This is a genomic window from Plastoroseomonas hellenica (genome assembly GCF_018129085.1).
GTDB lineage: Bacteria > Pseudomonadota > Alphaproteobacteria > Acetobacterales > Acetobacteraceae > Plastoroseomonas > Plastoroseomonas hellenica.
In genome coordinates, this window is sequence record NZ_JAAGBB010000004.1 from 20,249 (window position 1) to 38,397 (window position 18,149).

Here is an 18,149-nt window from a genome sequence, read left to right on the forward strand (position 1 = left end):
GCTGCCGCGTCAATCCGCTTGCCGCAGCCCGCGCCCGGGGCCTCTACTCCCGCATTACGAGCCGTCAATGGCGCCTGCCGGTGCCGGAGGGGAGGAAACAGCCGATGACCCAGACGATCACCATGACGGTGAACGGGCGGGAGGCGCGCGTCGAGGTCGCCGATCCCGACATGCCGCTGCTCTACGCGCTGCGCAACGAGCTCGGCCTGACCGGGCTGCATTTCGGCTGCGGCCTCGGCCAGTGCGGCGCCTGCACGGTGCATGTAGATGGCGAAGCGGCCCGGTCCTGCATGCTGCCGACCGCCTCCGCGGCCGGCAAGCGCATCACCACGCTGGAAGGCCTCGGCACGCCGGAGCGCCCGCACCCGGTGCAGGCTGCCTTCATCGCCGAACAGGCGGTGCAATGCGGCTACTGCGCCAGCGGCATGATCATGCAATCCGCCGCCTTCCTGGCGAAGACCCCGCGCCCCACCGAGGACCAGGTGCGGGAGGAGCTTGTCAACAACATCTGCCGCTGCGGCACGCATCCGCGTGTGGTCGCGGCGGTGATGCGCGCGGCGCGCGGCTGAGGGAGGCAGCGATGAACGCGATCACGAACCGCCGTGGCTTCCTGCAGGCAGGCGCCGCGCTGACCGTCGCCTTCTCGGTCGGGCTGCGCCCGCGCGCCGCCGCCGCCTGGGCGGAGAAGCCGGTCGCCGCCGACGAGGTCGGCGCCTTCCTGTCGATCGACGCCCAGGGGGCGGTCACCGTCTATGTCGGCAAGGTCGATCTCGGCACCGGCGTCCGCACCGCCTTCATGCAGATCGCCGCCGAGGAGCTGGACGTGCCGATGGCGCGCGTCACTGTCGTCGAGGGCGACACGGCGCTGACGCCGGACCAGGGCGCGACTTATGGCTCGCTCTCAATCCAGAATGGCGGCGTCGCGCTGCGTGCCGCGGCCGCGACGGCGCGTCGCGAGTTCCTGCGCCTGGCGGGCGAACGGCTGAACACGCCGCCGGCCGAGCTCCGCGTCGAGGATGGCGCGATCATCGCCGGCAGCCGCCGCGTGACCTATGCGGAGCTGGTCGGCGGACGCGCCATCAATCTGAAGGTCGATGCCAATGCCCCGATCAAGCCGCCGGAGGCGCGGCGCGTTGTGGGGCGCTCGGCGCCGCGCGTCGATATCCCGGAGAAGGTCTTCGGCCGCTTCCACTATGTTCATGATCTGAAGCGCCCGGGCATGCTGCACGGCCGCCCGGTGCGCCCGCCGGCGATGGGCGCCATCGCTGAGGCCGTGGATGAAGCGAGCCTGCGCGACATCCCCGGCGTCGTTCGCGTCGTGCATCAGGGCGGCTTCGTCGGCGTGGTCGCGGAGAGCGAATGGTCGGCGATCCGCGCCGCCCAGGCGCTGCGCGTGCGCTGGTCCGACTGGGCTGGCCTGCCGGAGCAGGCGAAGATCTGGGAGCATGTGCGTGCGACGCCGGTCGCGCAGGTGCAGGTCACCTCCGAGCGCGGCGATGCGCGGCGGGCGATTGAGGGTGCACCAAAGCAGCTCGCGGCCACCTATGACTTCGCGATCCACAGCCATGCCTCGATGGGCCCGTCCTGCGCGGTCGCGGAATTCCAGGGCGACCGGCTGACGGTCTGGAGCGCGAGCCAGGCAACGCACAATCTGCGCAAGCAGCTCGCGATGATGCTCGGCGTCGAGGCGGAGAAGGTCCGCTGCGTCTATATGGAGGGTGCGGGCTGCTACGGCCGCAACGGGCATGAGGACGCGGCGGCCGATGCGGCGCTGCTGGCCAAGGCGGTCGGCCGCCCCGTTCGCGTGCAATGGATGCGGGCGGACGAGCATGGCTGGGACCCGAAGGGTCCACCGCATCTGGTGGACCTGCGCGCCGGGATCGATACCCAGGGCAACATCACGGGCTGGCTGGCGGATGCCTATATCCCGAAGGGCGCCGGCGGCAATGTCGACCTGACCGCCGCCGAGCTCGCGAGCCTGCCGCGCGAGCAGATCCTGAGCCCGGGCAACATCGTCCACAACCTGGCGCATGGCTATGCGATGCCGGCGGTGAAGACCACCTGCCACCGGCTGGAGACGACGCCCTTCCGCCCGTCCTGGATCCGCACGCCCGGGCGGATGCAGAACACCTTCGCGACCGAGGCCTTCCTCGATGAATGCGCCGCCGAGGCCGGGGCGGATCCGGTCGAGTACCGGCTGCGCCTGCTGCCCGCCGAGGAGACGCGCGGGCGGGAGGCACTGGAGCGCGTGGCGCGGCTGGCCGATTGGCAGACCCGCGCCAGCCCGCAACGCGACCGCGCCGGTGCGGTGCTGCGCGGCCGCGGCGTCACCTATGTGAAGTACGAGCTGGTGCGCACCTATGTCGCGGCGGTGGCCGAGGTGGAGGTCACCCGCGGCACCGGCGCGATCCGAGTGACGCGCTTCTTCTGCACCCATGACTGCGGGCAGATGATCAACCCGGACGGCGTCCGCGCGCAGGTCGAGGGCAATATCGTGCACACCCTCTCCCGGGTGCTGAAGGAGGAGCTGACCTATGACCGCCGCGCGGTCACCAGCCTCGACTGGGCGAGCTACCCGGTGATCACCTTCCCGGAGGTGCCGCCGATGACCATCGAGCTGATCGACCGCCCCGCCGAACGCCCCTGGGGCGCGGGCGAGCCGGCGGCGGCGATCGTGCCCTCCGCGGTCTCGAACGCGATCTATGACGCGACCGGGGTGCGGATGCGCAGCGTGCCTTTCACGCCCGCCAAGCTGCTGGCGGCGTTGCGTGGCGCCTGAAGAGAAGCAGGGGGTGGGTGTCGCGCCCGCCCCTTGCGGTCATCGACTGCCGATCGCCGCGATGTCGAAGGGCGTGGTCTGATAGATCTGGTTGATCCAATTGCCGAACAGCAGATGCGCGTGGCTGCGCCAGCGATTCTCCGGCTGGTGGGCGGGGTCGTCTTTCGGGAAGTAGTCGCGCGGGATCGCGATCGGCTTCTCGGCCGCGCGGTCGCGGACATACTCCTCGCCGAGCGAGCTTGAATCATACTCGATGTGGTTGAACATGTGCAGTGACCGGTGGGCCGGATCGTCCAGCAGACAGAGGCCCGCTTCATCCGAATCCATCAGCACGGTCATGCCGCTCCCCGCCGGGATGTCTTCCCGTCGCACCTCGGTCCAGCGCGACACCGGGATCGCGAAATCGTCGGAGAAGCCGCGCAGATAGGGCGAGGTGGGCGAGAGGTTGCGGTGGCGGTAGACGCCGAAGGCCTTCTCGGGCAGCAGGTATTTCGGCATGCCGTGGAAGTGGTGCACTGCCGCCTGCGCGCCCCAGCAGATGTTGAAGCAGGCATGGGCATGAGTCTGCGTCCAGTCGAAGATGCGGCGCAGCTCGTCCCAATAAGTCACCTGCTCGAAGGGTATCGTCTCCACCGGGGCCCCGGTGACGATGAAGCCGTCGAAGCGCTCGGAGCGCACATCCTCCCAGTCGCGGTAGAAGGAGATGATGTGCTCGCTCGGCGTGTTGCGGGCGACGTGGTTGGTGATCTTGACCAGGGTCAGCTCCACCTGCAGCGGCGTCGCGCCGAGCAGCCGCGCAAGCTGCGTCTCGGTCCTGATCTTGTTCGGCATCAGGTTGAGCAGGCCGATGCGGAGCGGCCGGATATCCTGGCGGACCGCATCCGCCTCGCGCATCACCATGACCCCTTCGGCGTCGAGCGTGGCCCGGGCGGGAAGGTCATCGGGGATCTTGATGGGCATCGTGTCTCGCTCTGCCGGGTGCCGGATATCTTGCCCTCCGGCGATTCCGCCGGGCCGGGACCTGCATCTGACACGAAAACCGCGCGGGACGAAAAAGGGCGGGCCGCTTGGCCCGCCCTGCCGCCAGCGTCAGGTGCCAGGTGTCACTCGCCGTTGCCGGTGTTGTACTGCGCCGCGGACTGCGCGCCGAAGGAGCCGCTGGAGGCGCCGCCCCACCGGGTATGGGTGGCCTGGCTCTGCTCCACGTCCTGGTGGTTGGTGGTGTGTGCGGCCATGGCGATATTGGCCAGACCGAGGGTCGAAGCGGCCAGAACGGTCGCGATCAGAAGACGCTTCATCACAGTCATCCTTCCATGAAGCGGCACGCCCGGTAGTCGCGCCGTGAGGAACCGGGTGGCGGCGATATGGTGGCAGCTCAGGCGGCATGACGATTCAGAAGCGATTCGAACTGTAACCTATGGTGACTGAATATTGGAGATGATGATGGAATGGAAAAAGGGCGAGCCCTGACGGACTCGCCCCTTCCACGCCAAGAAGACGACGCTGTTACTCGCCGTTGTCCTGGTTGTACTGCTGGTTCTGCTGCTTGATCCAGGAGTTGTCGGAGTCGCTTGCGGCCATGGCGACGCCGGCGAAGCTCAGGGTGGAAACGGCCAGCACGGCCGCGATCAGAAGACGCTTCATGACACTCATCCTTCTCAGTGGCGCGGGCGGTGGGCCTCGCGCGCAGGACGGCCATCTTTCCCTCTTCGTCCAGCAACATTCAGCGCCCGGACGTCGAGATTGGCAAAGTTGGGCACAAACCTCCTTTCCCGGCGCCGTCCTATAGGGGCTCGTCGGGGAAGAAGGCATTTTCCATTTCACTGCAGGCCCTGGAGAACTCCCGGAAGCGTTACCGCCTCACCCGGGTATCTTTTCCGGCCAACAAGAAAGCGTACTCAACCTCGCAGATGGTCAACGAACCGACGACTAATCGCTGCCGCCGATGCGTCATGCATATGTCATGGCGCGCCCCAGCCGCAATCGGGGCACTCCTCGCGACAGCTATGCATATTTTTCAGGTCTGCGCCCCTTCAATATGCGATTGGACTGAACGGGTCAGTTCAGTCGACGCCCTTGAAGCCGGTCACGCCCCATCCGAAGCTCGGCCCGCCACAGCAGGCGTGGCGAGGGAGAAGACGATGTCCAAGACACGGCGTGGGCTGGCCCTGGCAGGGGCCGGGGCGATCATGGCGGCCGGCCTCGGGGAAGTGTCGGCGCAGGGCGACGAGGCTGCTGCGGTCGGGCGCCAGGTCGAGGCGCTGACCCAGGCGATGCTCGCGGCCGACCGGGCGAAGCTGGAGGCGCTTTCGGCCGATGCGCTTAGCTATGGCCATTCGGCAGGGCGCATCGAGACCAAGGCGCAGTTCGTCGCGGCGATTGCCGAAGGCCGCTCTTCCTTCCGCAGCATCAGCCTCTCGGAGCAGACGGTCGCGGTGACCGGGCAGAATGCCATCGTGCGCCACATCTTCTCGAGCGAGCTCGGCGGTGCGACGCCGAGCAGCGTGCGCATCGGTGTGCTGCAGGTCTGGACCAAGCAGGGAGCGGACTGGAAGCTCTACGCACGCCAGGCGTACCGGCTGTAGCCACTTCCGGCAGCGAGCCAGGACGGGGCGGCCCTTGACGGGGGCCGCCCCTTCGGTTCGGCACCGGAATTCCCGCTTGCCCGCAGCCGCGGCACGACGGATCGTCAGCCCCAACACAATTGGGGAAACGTCATGAACCGCTTTGCCACGGCGCTTGGCGCCGCGTTGCTGGCGCTCGGCCTTGCCGGGTCCGAGGCCGCCGCCCAGCGCGGCGACCCTCAGGCACTGCGCATCCGGCTGTTCGGGGATCTGCGTTCGCTCGATCCCTTCATCAGCCCGGAGTACATGGCCCGCAACCATGGCTACATGGTCTACGATACCCTCTTCGCACTCGATGCGCGGTTGCAGCCGCGGCCGCAGATGGTGGAGCGCTGGAGCGTCAGCGAAGATCAGCTCACCTGGAGCTTCACGCTGCGTGACGGCCTTGCCTTCCACGACGGGCAGCCGGTCACGCCCGCCGACGTGATCGCGAGCCTCCGCCGCTGGGCGGTGCGCGACGGGCTCGGCCAGCAGATCATGGCGCTGGCGAGTGCCATCGAGCCGATCGATGCCAAGAGCTTCCGCGTCGTATTGCGTCAGCCCTTCGGCCTGATGCTGCAGGCATTGGCAAAGCCTTCCGGCCAACCGCCCTTCATCATGCCGGCCCGGGTCGCCGCGACGCCGCCCGAAACCGCGGTCACCGACCCGACCGGCTCCGGCCCCTTCACGCTGCGGCCGGCGGATTGGCGGGTCGGCGACCGCGTCACCTATCGTCGCAACCCGGCCTATGTGCCGCGTGCCGAGCCGCCGGACGGGCTCGCGGGCGGCAGGCGGGCGGGCATAGAGCGCGTCGAATGGGTTTATCTGCCGGACGCGCAGACGGCGCTGAACGCGCTGGTCGCCGGCGAGATCGACATCTTCGAGGAGCTGCCGCCCGACCTCTTCCCCATCGTGCAGCGCAACCGCAACCTGCGGCTCGGGCCGCAGGACAGCGTCGGCGTCCAGGCGATCTTCCGCATGAACCAGGCGGTGCCGCCCTTCGACAATCCGCGGCTGCGCCAGGCGATGCGGCTGCTGGTCGATCCCGCCCATGCGATGCCGGCCTATATGACCGACCCGGCGCTGTGGCGCGACTGCCGGTCCTTCTACACCTGCACCTCGCCCTACGCGACGCAGGCCGGCTGGGTCGCGCCGAACCTCGAGGCGGCGCGACGCGCGGTCGCGGAGAGCGGCTATGACGGCACGCCGGTCGTGGTGCTGGACGCGCAGGATTCCACGATCTCCCATACCTTCGCGCTCGTCGCCGCCGACATGCTTCGCCGCGCCGGCATGACCGTCGATGTGCAGGCGATGGATTGGGCGACGCTGATCCAGCGCCGCCTGTCGCGCAGCCCGGGTCCGAATGGCTGGGGCCTCTTCGTCTCGGCGCCGACCGGGCTCGACGGCATGGATCCCTCCGGCCACAACGCCATGCGCTCCGCCTGCGAGCGCACCGCCCTTCCCGGCTGGCCCTGCGATGCCGAGATGGAGCGGCTGCGCAACGCCTTCGTCGCCGCGACCAATGACGCGCAGCGCCGCGAGGCGGCGGAGGCATATCACCGCCGCGCCACGGAGACGGTTCCCTACATGCCGCTCGGCCAGTTCAGCCTGGTGCGCGGCTATTCGGCGCGTCTCAGGGGCATCCTGGACGCGCCGGTGCCAGTCTACTGGAATATCTCCAAGGCGGTCGAATAGGCACCCGCGACAAGGCTGGAGGAATGCGGGCCCACGTACGGGCTCGACGCCGCGGACGATCACCGAGGGCAGCTTTCCCAAGCGTGATCTGGCCTGGAGCGTGGTTGCCTCAAGCTGCCGCAATCATGCCCTAGGACCTTTGTCCGGCGGACAACCCGGGACCGGCTGCGGTGTTGACGCCGAACCTTGTCGAGGAAAGCAAATATGATGACGACGCTCGTCCGAACCGCCGTGCTGAGCCTGGCCCTCGCCGCGCCCCTGGCGCTGCCGGCCGCGGCGCAGCAGGCGCCGGCGTCGGGGCTGAGCTATGTGCAGCCGCTCGCCCCGCCTGCCCTGGCGCGGCTGCAGGAGAGGCTGCGCCAAGCCGGCGACTACACCGGCCGCGCGGATGGCGCCTGGAGCCCCGAGAGCCAGGAGGCGCTGGAGCGCTTCCAACAGCGCAACGGCCTGCAGGCGACCGGCCAGCTCAATCAGGCGACGGCCATGATGCTCGGCATCAACACCGCCGAGCTGCTGTCGGCCGGCCCGGCGGCGGACCAGGCGCCCCGTCCGCTCAGCATCCTGGCGGTGCAGAAGATCCAGGCGCAACTGCGCGTGTTCGGCTTCTATCGCGGCGGCATCGATGGGATTTGGGGGCCCGGCACGCAGGCGGCCATCGAGCGCTTCCAACTCGGCCGCGGGCTGCAGCCGACTGGCCAGCTCAACCCTGAGACGGCGCAGGCGCTGGGCCTCGATCTGAACAATCTGGACGCCCCGCCGGGCTGAGCCGCCGCGGCTTCGGGCCGCCGCCAATACGGACAGGACATGGGACGCCCGGCGATCATGCCATCGCCGGGCAATGCTGATTTGCTTGCACCGCCGCGATCGGTGGTGAATGTTCGGGATGTTGGTTTCTGTTGCGGACTTTTCCCTCGATCCAGGCGCGGCCAAACGCTGCGCAACCAGGGAGGTTCACTATGGCAACGTGGCAACCCGATCCTTCATTCTATCCTTCACCGAGAATGGCGGCCCAGGCGCCTGCGGAGCGCCTGGCCTATGTGGCGGCCTTCGATCCCGACCGGAAGAAGCCCGACGCGATCGCCGTGGTCGATGTCGACCCGGGCTCCGCCGACTACTCGCGGATCGTCGGGCAGGTCGGCATGCCGAACATCGGCGACGAATTGCATCACTTCGGCTGGAACGCCTGCTCGTCCTGTCTCTGCCCGAATGCACCGCACCCGCATATGGAGCGGCGCTATCTCGTGGTCCCGGGCCTTCGCTCATCGCGCCTGCACATCATCGACACCAGGCCCGACCCGCGGAACCCGAAGATCATCAAGGTGATCGAGCCGGAGGAGATCGCCAGGAAAGCCGGCTATTCCCGGCTGCACACCATCCACTGCGGACCGGAAGGCATCTACGTCAACGCGCTCGGCAATGCCGAGGGCAAGCGGCCCGGCGGGATCTTCCTGCTGGACCCCGAAAGCTTCGATGTTCTCGGCCAATGGGAGCTGCATCGCGGTCCTCAGGAGCTGGCCTATGATTTCTGGTGGCACCTCGGCCAGGACACCATGGTGACCAGCGAATGGGGAACGCCTGATACCTTCGAGAGCGGCCTGGTCCCAGAGATCCTGCTCGGCGGCAAGTATGGACGCCGGCTGCACTTCTGGGACCTGCACAAGCGCCGGCATCTGCAGGAGATCGACTTCGGCGAGGAGTACCAGCTCGTCTTCGAGCTGCGTCCTGCGCATGACCCGACCAAAGCCTATGGCTTCGTCGGCTGCGTGATCAGCCTTAAGGACCTCTCCTCTTCCATCTGGACCTGGTACCGCGACGGCGACAAATGGGCCGTCAAGAAGATCATCGACATCCCGGCCGAGCCTGCCGATCCCGCCGACCTGCCACCTCTGCTGAAGGGGTTCAAGGCGGTACCGCCGCTGGTGACCGACATCGACCTGTCGATGGACGATCGCTTCCTCTACGTATCGTGCTGGGGCACCGGCGAGATGCTGCAATACGATGTGTCGGATCCGGTGAGCCCGAAGCTCACCGGCAAGGTCCGCATCGGCGGCATCGTGTCGCGGGCGCCGCACCCGAAGGCCGCGAATGGCGCGCTCAATGGCGGCCCCCAGATGGTCGAGATCAGCCGGGACGGCAAGCGCGTCTATTTCACCAACTCGCTCTATGGCGCCATCGACCCGCAATTTTATCCGGACGGGATCGATGGCTGGATGGTGAAGCTCGACGTCGCCGAGAATGGCGGCATCCAGTTCGACGAGCGCTTCTTCATCGACTGGCCGAAAGGGCATCGCCCGCATCAGGTCCGCCTGGAGGGCGGTGATTGCTCATCTGATTCCTATTGCTACCCGTAGCCGGTGAAGGGCGCGGGCGCGGCCGATGACGGAGATCTCGCCCTGGCTCGTGCTCGCGGGCCTGGGCGCGTTCCATGGCGCCAACCCCGCCATGGGATGGCTGTTCGCGGTGGCACTCGGGCTGCATCGGCAGAGCCGGCGGGTCATGTGGCTGTCCCTTGTCCCGATCGCGGTCGGGCATGCGGCTTCGATCGCCGCCGTCGTGGTCGCGGTCGTGACGCTCGGGCTCGTCATGGATCGACGCGTCCTGGATGCGCTCGCCGGGACCGCGCTGCTGGGCTGGGCCGCCTATTACGCTCTCTACGGGCATCGCCATCGCGTGCGCGTCGGCATGCGGACCGGCATGGTCGGCCTTGGGCTGTGGTCCTTCCTGATGGCGACGGGCCATGGCGCCGGCCTGATGCTCATCCCCGTCATCATCCCGTTGTGCCTTCCGACATCGCCGGCGCAGGGCGCCTCCGCGATGGACATCGCGCCGGTCTCTCTCGCGGCCGTGGCCGTGCATACGGGCGCCATGCTGGCCGTGACCGCGGCGGTGGCAGGGCTGGTCCATGAATGGTTGGGATTGGCGTTCCTGCGTCGCGGATGGATCAATCTCGATCTGATCTGGATCGCGGCACTGGCGGTGACCGGTCTCCTCCTCATCCTGTGACGGGCGACGGGGCGGCGCACGAATGGTGGCAACCAAGCACGGCAAAGGCAGCGCGACGCGCGGGACACCCGCTTGCCTTGCCGGGCATCGGCTGGCCTAATGCCTCAAGGACACGGGACGGCATCGACCGAACCGGCCGGAGGAAACGTCGTGATGCCGCAGGACGGCCCACGCCCATGGTGATCTATCTGCTGCGCCGCCTCGGCCTGGCGCTGCTCACCTGCGTGTTCATTTCCGTGCTCACCTTCATCATCATCCGCCTGCCGCCGGGCGATTTCGTCGACGCCTATATCGCCAACCTCGCGGCCAGCGGCAGCTCGGTCTCCGTCGAGCAGGCCCAGGCGATGCGCCAGGAATACGGGTTCGACCGGCCCGTGGTGGTGCAATACGCCTTCTGGATCGGGCGCGTCCTGCAAGGGGATTTCGGCGTCTCCATGATGTGGCGCCGGCCGGTGACGGAGGTGATCGGCGACCGGCTCTGGCTCACCATGGTGGTCTCGGTCGCGGCGTTGTTCCTCACCTGGATGATCGCGCTGCCGATCGGCATCTACTCCGCGATGCGGCAATACTCCTTCGGCGACTATCTGTTCACGACGCTCGGCTTCATCGGCCTCGCCATCCCGAATTTCCTGCTGGCGCTGATCCTGATGTATCTCGGCTTCCGCTATCTCGGGCTCAATGTCGGCGGGCTGTTCTCGGCCGAATATGTGCAGGCGCCCTGGAGCTGGGCGCGCGTCTGGGACCTCGCGAAGCACCTGCCGCTGCCGGCGGCGGTGCTGGCGATGGCCGGCACCGCGCAGCTCATCCGCATCATGCGCGCCAATCTGCTCGATGAGCTGCGCAAGCCCTACGTCATCACCGCCCGCGCCAAGGGACTGACGGAGCGGCGCGCCATCCTGAAATACCCGGTGCGCGCGGCGCTGAACCCCTTCGCGAGCTCGCTCGCCTACCTGTTCCCCTATCTCGTCTCCGGCAGCATCATCGTCTCGCTCGTGCTGGGGCTGCCGACGGTGGGGCCGCTGCTGCTGCAGGCGCTGGTTGCCCAGGACATGTTCCTGGCCGGCACCATCGTGTTGCTGCTCGGCATCATGACCGTCATCGGCACGCTGATCTCCGACCTGCTGCTGATGTGGATCGACCCGCGCATCCGGCTGGAGGGACGCTGATCCATGAGCGTCAGCACCGCCAGCGATCCGCCAGCCAGCGACCCGCGGGCCTCCGACCCCAAAGCCGCGGCCGCCGAGGCGCGCTATGCGGAGGCGACCCAGCTCCAGCTCACCTGGTGGCGATTCCGTCGCCACAAGCTCGCGGTGGTGAGCCTCTTCGTCATCGCCCTCTTCTACGGCATCGCGATCTTCGCCGACTTCCTCGCCGCGAGCGATCCGCACGCGACCGATGCGCGGCGCAGCTTCATCCCGCCGCAGGGCATCCACCTCTTCGACGAGAACGGCTTCAATCCGCATGTCTATGGGCTGCGCGGCGTACGCAACCCGCGCACCTTCCAGCTCAGCTACTCGCCCGATCCCGCGCGCAAGCTGCCGGTGCGGCTCTTCACGCGCGGCTACACCTACAACCTGCTCGGGCTGATCGAGACCGACATCCATCTCTTCGGCATCGAGGGAGGCCGGCCCGGCGAGGGCATCTTCCTGCTCGGCACCGACCAGCTCGGGCGCGACCTCTATTCGCGCATGATGGTGGCGACCCGCGTCTCGCTCTCGATCGGCCTCGCCGGCGTGACCTTGAGCCTGTTCCTCGGCGTGCTGCTGGGCGGCATCTCCGGCCTTTATGGCGGCTGGGTGGACCTCCTGATCCAGCGCTTGATCGAGCTGCTGCGGTCGGTGCCGACCATCCCGCTCTGGATGGGCCTGGCCGCCGCGCTGCCCCGCACCTGGAGCGTGATCGAGGTCTATTTCGCGATCACCATCATCATCTCCCTGATTGGCTGGACCGACCTGGCGCGCGTCGTGCGCGGGCGGTTCCTGGCCTTGCGGGAGGAAGATTTCGTGGTCGCGGCCGAACTCTCCGGCGCCAGTCAGGGGCGGATCATCTTCCGCCACATGCTGCCTTCCTTCGCGAGCCACGTCATCGCCGCGACTAGCCTTGCGCTGCCGGCGATGATCATCAGCGAGACCTCACTGAGCTTCCTCGGCCTCGGGCTGCGGCCGCCGGCGGTGAGCTGGGGGATCCTGCTGCAGGACGCGCAGAACATCCAGGTGCTGGCCGGTGCCCCCTGGCTGCTCTCGGCCGCGGTGCCGGTCACCCTGGTGATCCTGGCCTTCAACTTCCTCGGAGACGGGCTGCGTGATGCAGCAGACCCCTATGGCTGAACGCACAGCTCTCGCGATCCGCGACCTCGCCGTGCAGTTCGAGAGCGAGCAAGGCGTGGTGCGCGCGCTGGACGGTGTCAGCTTCGACCTGCACGCCGGCCGCACCCTCGGCATCGTCGGCGAAAGCGGTTGCGGCAAGAGCGTCACCGCGCGGTCGATCCTGCGCATCGTCGACCGGCCCGGCCGCATCACCGGCGGGCACATGCTGCTCGACCCTGGCACGCCGCAGGAGGTGGACCTCGCAGCACTCGACCCGGAATCGAAGCGCATGCGCGAGGTGCGCGGCGGCCGCATCGGACTGATCTTCCAGGAACCGATGACCGCGCTCAGCGTCCACTACACCGTCGGCAACCAGATCATCGAAGCGGTGCGCCAGCACAGCGACGTCTCCAAGGAGGAAGCCCGCAACCGCGCCATCGAGCTGCTGCGCGAGGTCGGCATCCCGCGCCCGGAGACGCGCATCTCCGCCTATCCCTTCGAGCTGTCGGGCGGCCTCCGCCAGCGGGTCGGCATCGCCATGGCGCTGGCCGGCGATCCCGAGATCGTCATCGCCGATGAGCCGACCACCGCGCTCGACGTCACCACCCAGGCGCAGATCCTGGCGCTGCTGCGGCGCCTGCAAGCGGAGAAAAACATCGCGCTGATGCTCATCACCCATGACATGGGGGTGATCGCCGAAATGGCGGACGAGGTCGCGGTGATGTATCTCGGCCGGGTCGTGGAATTCGCGCCGGTGCAGCAGGTCTTCGCGGCCCCGCGCCATCCCTATACCCGCGCCCTGTTGCGCGCGGTGCCGAGCATCCTGGCGACGCCGCGCCAGCGCCTCTCGACCATCGGCGGCGCGGTGCCGCATCCGGGCTCGCGGCCCACGGGCTGCGCCTATCATCCGCGCTGTTCGGAACGGATCGGCGCCATCTGCATGGAGCAGCGGCCGCGGCCGGTGCCATCGGGCGAAGCCGGCGCAAGCTGCTTCAAGGATGAGGCGCGGGAGCAGGCGGCATGAACCTGCTCGAAGTCGAAGACCTCAAGAAGCACTACCCGATCCGCGCGGGGCTGTTGCGGCGCGAGGTCGGGCGGGTGCGCGCGGTCGATGGCGTCAGTTTCCACATCGCCAAGGGCGAGACGCTGGCGCTGGTCGGCGAGAGCGGCTGCGGCAAGACCACCGTCTCCCGCTGCATCCTGCGCGCCTTGCCGGTGACTTCCGGCGCCATTCGCTTCGCGACCGGCGACGGCGAAGCTGCGGTCGATCTCGCGACGCTGCCGAAGCGGCAAATTCGGCCGCTGAGGCGGCACATGCAGATGATCTTCCAGGATCCCTACGCGTCGCTCAACCCGCGCATGATGGTGGGCGACATCATCGCGGAACCACTGAAGGTCAATGGCGTCCCCGCCGCCGAGCGGCGCGATCGGGTGCTGGAGCTGCTGGAGCTGGTGCAGATGCCGCCGGGTGCGCGCACCCGCTTCCCGCATGCCTTCTCCGGCGGGCAGCGCCAGCGCGTCGGCATCGCGCGCGCGCTGGCGCTCAACCCGAAGCTCGTGGTGGCGGATGAGCCGGTCTCGGCGCTCGATGTCTCGGTGCAGGCCCAGATCATCAACCTGTTGCTCGACCTGCAGGACCGGCTTGGCCTCTCCATGCTGTTCGTGGCGCATGACCTCAGCGTGGTGCGCCATGTCAGCGATCGGGTGGCCGTGATGTATGTCGGGCGCATCGTGGAGGTGGCGCCGACCGACGCGCTCTACCGCGCGCCGCTGCACCCCTATACCGAAGCGCTGTTGGCCGCGGTGCCGGCGCCGGATCCGACGCGGCGGAGCCGCCGCCGGGTCGCACAGGGGGAGGTCGCGGATCCCGCGAACCCGCCGCCCGGCTGCGCTTTCCACCCGCGCTGCCCCTACGCCGTCGAGCGCTGCCGCCAGGAGCGGCCGGAGCTGATGCCGGCTGGCAATGGGCGCGCCGTGAGCTGCCATCGCGCCGGGGAGCTGGAGCTCGCTGGCGTCCGTTGACCCAAGAAGCACAAGGGAGGGAACGCCATGCGGCGCAGGGAGCTTGGCATTGTGGCGCTGGCCGGATGGGCTGGCGCGGCAGCCGCGCAGACATCCGGCGGCTTCCAGGATTCGGGGCTGATCGGCACCTTGGAAGGCCCGACCATCCTGACCGACGCGCCGCGGCCCGCGCAATTCAAGGAAGCCCCGATGCTGGCGGAGCAGGTGCGCGCCGGCCGCCTGCCGCCGGTCGAGCAGCGCCTGCCGCAGGATGTGATGGTGATCCGGCCGCTGCGCAGCATCGGCAAGTATGGCGGCACCTGGCGGCGCGGCTTCATCGGCCCGGGCGACAGCGAGAACGGCAACCGCATCATGTCGGCCGACAAACCGCTTTTCTTCGACGAGAGCGGCACGCAGCTGCGCCCCTGCCTCGCCCGCGGCTGGGAGGTCAGCGAGGATGGCAAGCGCACCACGCTGCATCTGCGGCGCGGGCTGCGCTGGTCGGATGGATCTCCACATACCGCCGATGACTGGCTGTTCTGGTTCCAGGACCTCTACACCAATCGCGACCTGGTGCCGGCGCCAGCGCCGGAGCTCGCCTCCAACGGCAAGCCGGGCCGCATGGTGAAGGTCGACGACCATACCGTCGCCTTCGAGTTCGAGGAGCCGTATTTCCTGTTCCCGCAACTGCTGGCCGGCGACACGCTGGTGGGCGGCGGCAGCACGCGGCTGCAGTCCCAGGGCCAGACCTACGGCCTCTACGCGCCGGCCGCCTATCTGAAGCCCTTCCTGCCCAAATACACGCCGGTCGAGACGCTGACCCAGCAGGCGCGCGCGGCGGGCTTCGGCAATTGGGTGGAGCTGTTCAAGTTCAAGTCGGACTGGCGGCTGAACCGCGACCTGCCGACGCTCAGCGCCTGGCGGATGGTGCAGCCGATCAACACCCAGCTCTGGGTGCTGGAGCGCAACCCCTACTACTACGCGGTCGACATCGAAGGGCAGCAGCTTCCCTATATCGACCGCGTGCAGATGAGCCTGGCCGAGAATCCGGAGGTCGTGAACCTGCGCGCGATCGCCGGCGAATACGACTACCAGGAGCGCTTCATCGATCTCGGCAAGCTGCCGGTGATCATCGAGAACCAGCAGCGCAGCCGCTACAAGGTGCATCTCGATCCCGGCTTCAATGGCGCCGATTCCGTGCTGTTCCCGACGCTCACCTATACCGAGGACCGCGAGATCGGCGAGCTGCTGCGCAATGTGAATTTCCGCCGCGCGCTGTCGCTCGGCATCGAGCGCGAGCAGCTCAACGAGGCCTTCTGGCTCGGGCTCGGAACACCGGGTTCGGTGATCCCGGATGACACCCTGCCGGAAAGCCCGGGCGGCGAGTGGCGGCGCAGATGGTCGACGCATGACCCGGCGCAGGCGAACCGGCTGCTCGACGGCATCGGGCTCAATCGCCGCGATCGCGAAGGCTTCCGGCTGCGCCGTGACAATGGCCAGCGCCTCAGGATCGAGATCGCGGTCGGGCAGACATTGTCAGCAACCTGGCCGCAGCAGGCCGAAATGATCGTGCAACACTGGCGCGGCATCGGCATCGCGGCCGATGTGAAGGTGATGGAGCGCAGCCTCTGGACCACCCGCGCCTTGACCGACCAGCACCAGATCGCGCTCTGGACCAACAACGGCACCGAGAGCCTGTATCTCTATCCGCGCTATGTGCTGCCAGTCGATCCGATCGGCGGCGTCATGAGCAATGTCTATGCGGCCTGGTACGCCTCGAACGGGGCGCGCGGTTCGCCGCCGCCGGACCCCGAGATGATGCGCGCCTACACGCTGATGCGGGCGGCGACCGGCCAGCAGCAGGCGCAGCGCAACGAGACCGCGAAGGAGGTCTGGAAGATCGCGGTCGACCAGCAATGGGGCATCGGCCTGGTCGGCCTCTCGCCCGCCTTCATGGGGGTGCGGGTGGTGAGCGAGCGGCTGGAGAATGTGCCGGGCCGCACCGGCATCTCCCAGCATTGCCGCACGCCCTGGGGCGCGCATCCGGAGCAGTGGTATTTTAAGAGCTGAAGCACCGATGAAGCTCAGCCTCGTCAGTGGAGCGTCCGATTCAGATCTCCGGGCCTTTCGGCCCTCCGATCATCGGGTGCTTTGGTGGAGCGTCCGATTCAGATCTCCGGGCCTTTCGGCCCTCCGATCATCGGGTGCCTTGGTGGAGCGTCCGATTCAGATCTCCGGGCCTTTCGGCCCTCCGATCATCGGACGCTCACCCAAGGCCGAGCTCCTCCAACCGGATGCGCATTGCGGCTTCCGAGACGTCGAAGGTGCGGACGAGGTGCGCGAGCGATGGGTTGGCGCGGAATTCCTCGCGCACCAACGGCGCCGGCATCACGAGATCGGCCGCGAAACGGTCCGCCTGACGTTCCATGCGCTTATGGGCGCTGCCCTGATAGGCCTCGTATTCTGCGTCATCCTCGAACATGGATCGGTGCAGCAGGGCATGCGCCAGCTCATGCGCCAGGGTGTAGCGCCGTGCCGCCGGCGGGCAGCGGGCGCTGATCTCGATGGTGAAGATCTCGCGGCCGCCCCGGATCTCGCGGCTGATCTGCCCCCAGGTCGCCTTCGGCAGCCGGGCCTGCAGGCGCAGGCCCATGCCGAGCGCCGCCACCATGCCGGCCAGGTCGACCGGGGCACGTTGCAGGAAAGGCCGGATGATCGCCTCCGCCGGCATGTCCGACCGCGGCGCGAAAAGGCTGCCGGTATAGGGGATGGTCATCGCGACCAAAGTGGCGGGGCCGGCCGAACAGATCAAGAACCACCCCGGCGGCGCTGGCGGCGCTCCCTGTCCCGACGGGCGCGCCGCCGCGCGCTCAGCGCGCCATCATACCGACCGGCGGCCGCTCCACGGCGCGATCGTCAATACGGACGACGCCGGGGATTTCTGCGATCAGGGCGGACAGGGCCCGGCGCGTGGCGGGCGAGCGGTGGAAGCCATGCAGCTCCACCACCCCGTCCTGGACGCCGATCGACAGGAATGGCGTGTCGGCCCAGGCCTGACGCCGCATCTCGGCCTCGATCGCCGTCCGGATCGCGTCATCCGATGATGGGGCGGCCGCCGTGGCCACCGCGGGCGGGAACAGGGCGCGTAGCAGGTCGCCGCGCGAGACCATGCCCACCAGCCGTCCCTCGCGCAGCACCGGCAGGCGCCGCACCTTGTGCTCCTCGAGCAGATGGGCGGCGTGCTCGACGCTGCTGTCCTCCTCGACGGTGATGAGCTCGGTGGTCATCACATCCCCCGCCGTCGCGCCATGGGCGCGCGCATAGCGCTCGGCCGCCTCGTCCTGATCGGCGAACAGCCGCCGGAACCAGCCGGGCTTCGGTTCGTCGGCGATCGCGAGCCGTCTGAGCAGGTCGGTCTCCGTGACCATGCCGAGCAGGGCGCCGTCGGCATCGAGGACCGGCACACCGGACAGGCCGCGATCAGCCAGCAGCCGCACGATGTCGGCAACCGGGACGGAGGGCGCGACCGAAATGTTGCTCGTGGTCATGAGGTCGCGGACAAGCACGGCACATCTCCTGATCCGACGCTCCCGTGGCGCCGCGCCGCGCGCCGGTCGGGAGCGTGCCGGGGAGCGCGGCGATGAGGGGTCCGGGACAGCAGGCGCCCCGCGCATCCGGAGGATGGCGCCGACGACGCCCGCCCCTGCCGGGACGGGTGCCGAGGCGGTCCGCCTCGCCGCTGTGAATATGGGTTCGCGCCAC

17 protein-coding genes are annotated in these 18,149 nt (G+C 68.4%); 12 read left to right on the forward strand and 5 right to left on the reverse strand.

All coding sequences use genetic code 11. The annotated features are described in order from the left end of the window. Positions 1-104: 104 nt before the first annotated feature. Positions 105-569: a (2Fe-2S)-binding protein gene (locus GXW71_RS04060; RefSeq protein ID WP_211851124.1), complete on the forward strand. Its 465-nt coding sequence runs from the start codon at positions 105-107 to the stop codon at positions 567-569. 11 nt (positions 570-580) lie between these two features. Beyond that, positions 581-2,779 (forward strand): xanthine dehydrogenase family protein molybdopterin-binding subunit, encoded by a 2,199-nt coding sequence (locus tag GXW71_RS04065; RefSeq protein WP_211851125.1) that lies wholly within the window; start codon positions 581-583, stop codon positions 2,777-2,779. A gap of 39 nt (positions 2,780-2,818) precedes the next feature. On the opposite strand, the gene GXW71_RS04070 is transcribed toward GXW71_RS04065, so the two are convergent. The 3 genes from GXW71_RS04070 to GXW71_RS04080 all read right to left on the reverse strand — a co-directional run bounded on the left by GXW71_RS04070 (position 2,819) and on the right by GXW71_RS04080 (position 4,423). Further along, positions 2,819-3,739 (reverse strand): homoserine O-succinyltransferase, encoded by a 921-nt coding sequence (locus tag GXW71_RS04070; RefSeq protein WP_211851126.1) that lies wholly within the window; start codon positions 3,737-3,739, stop codon positions 2,819-2,821. Positions 3,740-3,882: 143 nt separating this feature from the next. Beyond that, a complete protein-coding gene (locus tag GXW71_RS04075; protein ID WP_211851127.1) occupies positions 3,883-4,077 on the reverse strand; it encodes a hypothetical protein in 195 nt (64 codons plus the stop codon). Positions 4,078-4,285: 208 nt separating this feature from the next. After that, complete coding sequence (locus GXW71_RS04080) at positions 4,286-4,423, reverse strand: hypothetical protein (protein WP_211851128.1); 138 nt, start codon at positions 4,421-4,423, stop codon at positions 4,286-4,288. A 497-nt stretch (positions 4,424-4,920) separates the two neighbouring features. Between GXW71_RS04080 and GXW71_RS04085 the strand changes: the two genes are divergently transcribed. The 10 genes from GXW71_RS04085 (at position 4,921) to GXW71_RS04130 (ending at position 16,457) form a co-directional block, all read left to right on the forward strand. Next, complete coding sequence (locus GXW71_RS04085) at positions 4,921-5,364, forward strand: nuclear transport factor 2 family protein (protein ID WP_211851129.1); 444 nt, start codon at positions 4,921-4,923, stop codon at positions 5,362-5,364. A gap of 132 nt (positions 5,365-5,496) precedes the next feature. Next, positions 5,497-7,077 (forward strand): ABC transporter substrate-binding protein, encoded by a 1,581-nt coding sequence (locus GXW71_RS04090; protein ID WP_211851130.1) that lies wholly within the window; start codon positions 5,497-5,499, stop codon positions 7,075-7,077. Positions 7,078-7,281: 204 nt separating this feature from the next. After that, positions 7,282-7,842 carry a peptidoglycan-binding domain-containing protein gene (locus tag GXW71_RS04095; protein ID WP_211851131.1) on the forward strand — a complete coding sequence of 187 codons (561 nt, stop codon included), beginning with the start codon at positions 7,282-7,284 and terminating at the stop codon, positions 7,840-7,842. Positions 7,843-8,033: 191 nt separating this feature from the next. Further along, positions 8,034-9,428 (forward strand): selenium-binding family protein, encoded by a 1,395-nt coding sequence (locus tag GXW71_RS04100; protein WP_211851132.1) that lies wholly within the window; start codon positions 8,034-8,036, stop codon positions 9,426-9,428. A 25-nt stretch (positions 9,429-9,453) separates the two neighbouring features. Beyond that, positions 9,454-10,080 carry a hypothetical protein gene (locus GXW71_RS04105; RefSeq protein ID WP_211851133.1) on the forward strand — a complete coding sequence of 209 codons (627 nt, stop codon included), beginning with the start codon at positions 9,454-9,456 and terminating at the stop codon, positions 10,078-10,080. A gap of 176 nt (positions 10,081-10,256) precedes the next feature. Further along, the gene (locus GXW71_RS04110; protein WP_211851134.1) at positions 10,257-11,246 is read left to right on the forward strand and encodes an ABC transporter permease; all 990 of its coding nucleotides are present in this window, start codon (positions 10,257-10,259) and stop codon (positions 11,244-11,246) included. A 3-nt stretch (positions 11,247-11,249) separates the two neighbouring features. Then, positions 11,250-12,407 (forward strand): ABC transporter permease, encoded by a 1,158-nt coding sequence (locus GXW71_RS04115; RefSeq protein ID WP_211851135.1) that lies wholly within the window; start codon positions 11,250-11,252, stop codon positions 12,405-12,407. Beyond that, positions 12,400-13,410, forward strand: a complete 1,011-nt coding sequence (locus GXW71_RS04120; RefSeq protein WP_246526265.1) for an ABC transporter ATP-binding protein — start codon at positions 12,400-12,402, stop codon at positions 13,408-13,410. The genes GXW71_RS04115 and GXW71_RS04120 overlap by 8 nt, the downstream gene beginning before the upstream one ends. Continuing rightward, entirely contained in the window at positions 13,407-14,408 is a 1,002-nt protein-coding gene (locus GXW71_RS04125; protein ID WP_211851137.1) for an ABC transporter ATP-binding protein, read from the forward strand. Before GXW71_RS04120 ends, GXW71_RS04125 begins: the two co-directional genes overlap by 4 nt. 27 nt (positions 14,409-14,435) lie before the next feature. Further along, on the forward strand, positions 14,436-16,457 hold the full coding sequence (locus GXW71_RS04130) for an ABC transporter substrate-binding protein (protein ID WP_211851138.1): 2,022 nt from the start codon (positions 14,436-14,438) through the stop codon (positions 16,455-16,457). A gap of 196 nt (positions 16,458-16,653) precedes the next feature. Here the strand turns inward: GXW71_RS04130 and GXW71_RS04135 are convergent, their stop codons facing one another. Next, on the reverse strand, positions 16,654-17,199 hold the full coding sequence (locus tag GXW71_RS04135; protein WP_211851139.1) for an ImmA/IrrE family metallo-endopeptidase: 546 nt from the start codon (positions 17,197-17,199) through the stop codon (positions 16,654-16,656). 58 nt (positions 17,200-17,257) lie between these two features. After that, entirely contained in the window at positions 17,258-17,953 is a 696-nt protein-coding gene (locus GXW71_RS04140) for a CBS domain-containing protein (RefSeq protein WP_211851140.1), read from the reverse strand. Between the last annotated feature and the right edge of the window lie 196 nt (positions 17,954-18,149).

What these genes read in the sequence shown, in the direction of transcription:
- GXW71_RS04060 (WP_211851124.1), top strand. Translation starts at nt 105, where the DNA reads ATGACCCAGACGATCACCATGACGGTGAACGGGCGGGAGGCGCGCGTC.
- GXW71_RS04065 (WP_211851125.1), top strand. Translation starts at nt 581, where the DNA reads ATGAACGCGATCACGAACCGCCGTGGCTTCCTGCAGGCAGGCGCCGCG.
- GXW71_RS04070 (WP_211851126.1), bottom strand. Translation starts at nt 3,739, where the DNA reads ATGCCCATCAAGATCCCCGATGACCTTCCCGCCCGGGCCACGCTCGAC.
- GXW71_RS04075 (WP_211851127.1), bottom strand. Translation starts at nt 4,077, where the DNA reads ATGAAGCGTCTTCTGATCGCGACCGTTCTGGCCGCTTCGACCCTCGGT.
- GXW71_RS04080 (WP_211851128.1), bottom strand. Translation starts at nt 4,423, where the DNA reads ATGAAGCGTCTTCTGATCGCGGCCGTGCTGGCCGTTTCCACCCTGAGC.
- GXW71_RS04085 (WP_211851129.1), top strand. Translation starts at nt 4,921, where the DNA reads ATGTCCAAGACACGGCGTGGGCTGGCCCTGGCAGGGGCCGGGGCGATC.
- GXW71_RS04090 (WP_211851130.1), top strand. Translation starts at nt 5,497, where the DNA reads ATGAACCGCTTTGCCACGGCGCTTGGCGCCGCGTTGCTGGCGCTCGGC.
- GXW71_RS04095 (WP_211851131.1), top strand. Translation starts at nt 7,282, where the DNA reads ATGATGACGACGCTCGTCCGAACCGCCGTGCTGAGCCTGGCCCTCGCC.
- GXW71_RS04100 (WP_211851132.1), top strand. Translation starts at nt 8,034, where the DNA reads ATGGCAACGTGGCAACCCGATCCTTCATTCTATCCTTCACCGAGAATG.
- GXW71_RS04105 (WP_211851133.1), top strand. Translation starts at nt 9,454, where the DNA reads ATGACGGAGATCTCGCCCTGGCTCGTGCTCGCGGGCCTGGGCGCGTTC.
- GXW71_RS04110 (WP_211851134.1), top strand. Translation starts at nt 10,257, where the DNA reads ATGGTGATCTATCTGCTGCGCCGCCTCGGCCTGGCGCTGCTCACCTGC.
- GXW71_RS04115 (WP_211851135.1), top strand. Translation starts at nt 11,250, where the DNA reads ATGAGCGTCAGCACCGCCAGCGATCCGCCAGCCAGCGACCCGCGGGCC.
- GXW71_RS04120 (WP_246526265.1), top strand. Translation starts at nt 12,400, where the DNA reads ATGGCTGAACGCACAGCTCTCGCGATCCGCGACCTCGCCGTGCAGTTC.
- GXW71_RS04125 (WP_211851137.1), top strand. Translation starts at nt 13,407, where the DNA reads ATGAACCTGCTCGAAGTCGAAGACCTCAAGAAGCACTACCCGATCCGC.
- GXW71_RS04130 (WP_211851138.1), top strand. Translation starts at nt 14,436, where the DNA reads ATGCGGCGCAGGGAGCTTGGCATTGTGGCGCTGGCCGGATGGGCTGGC.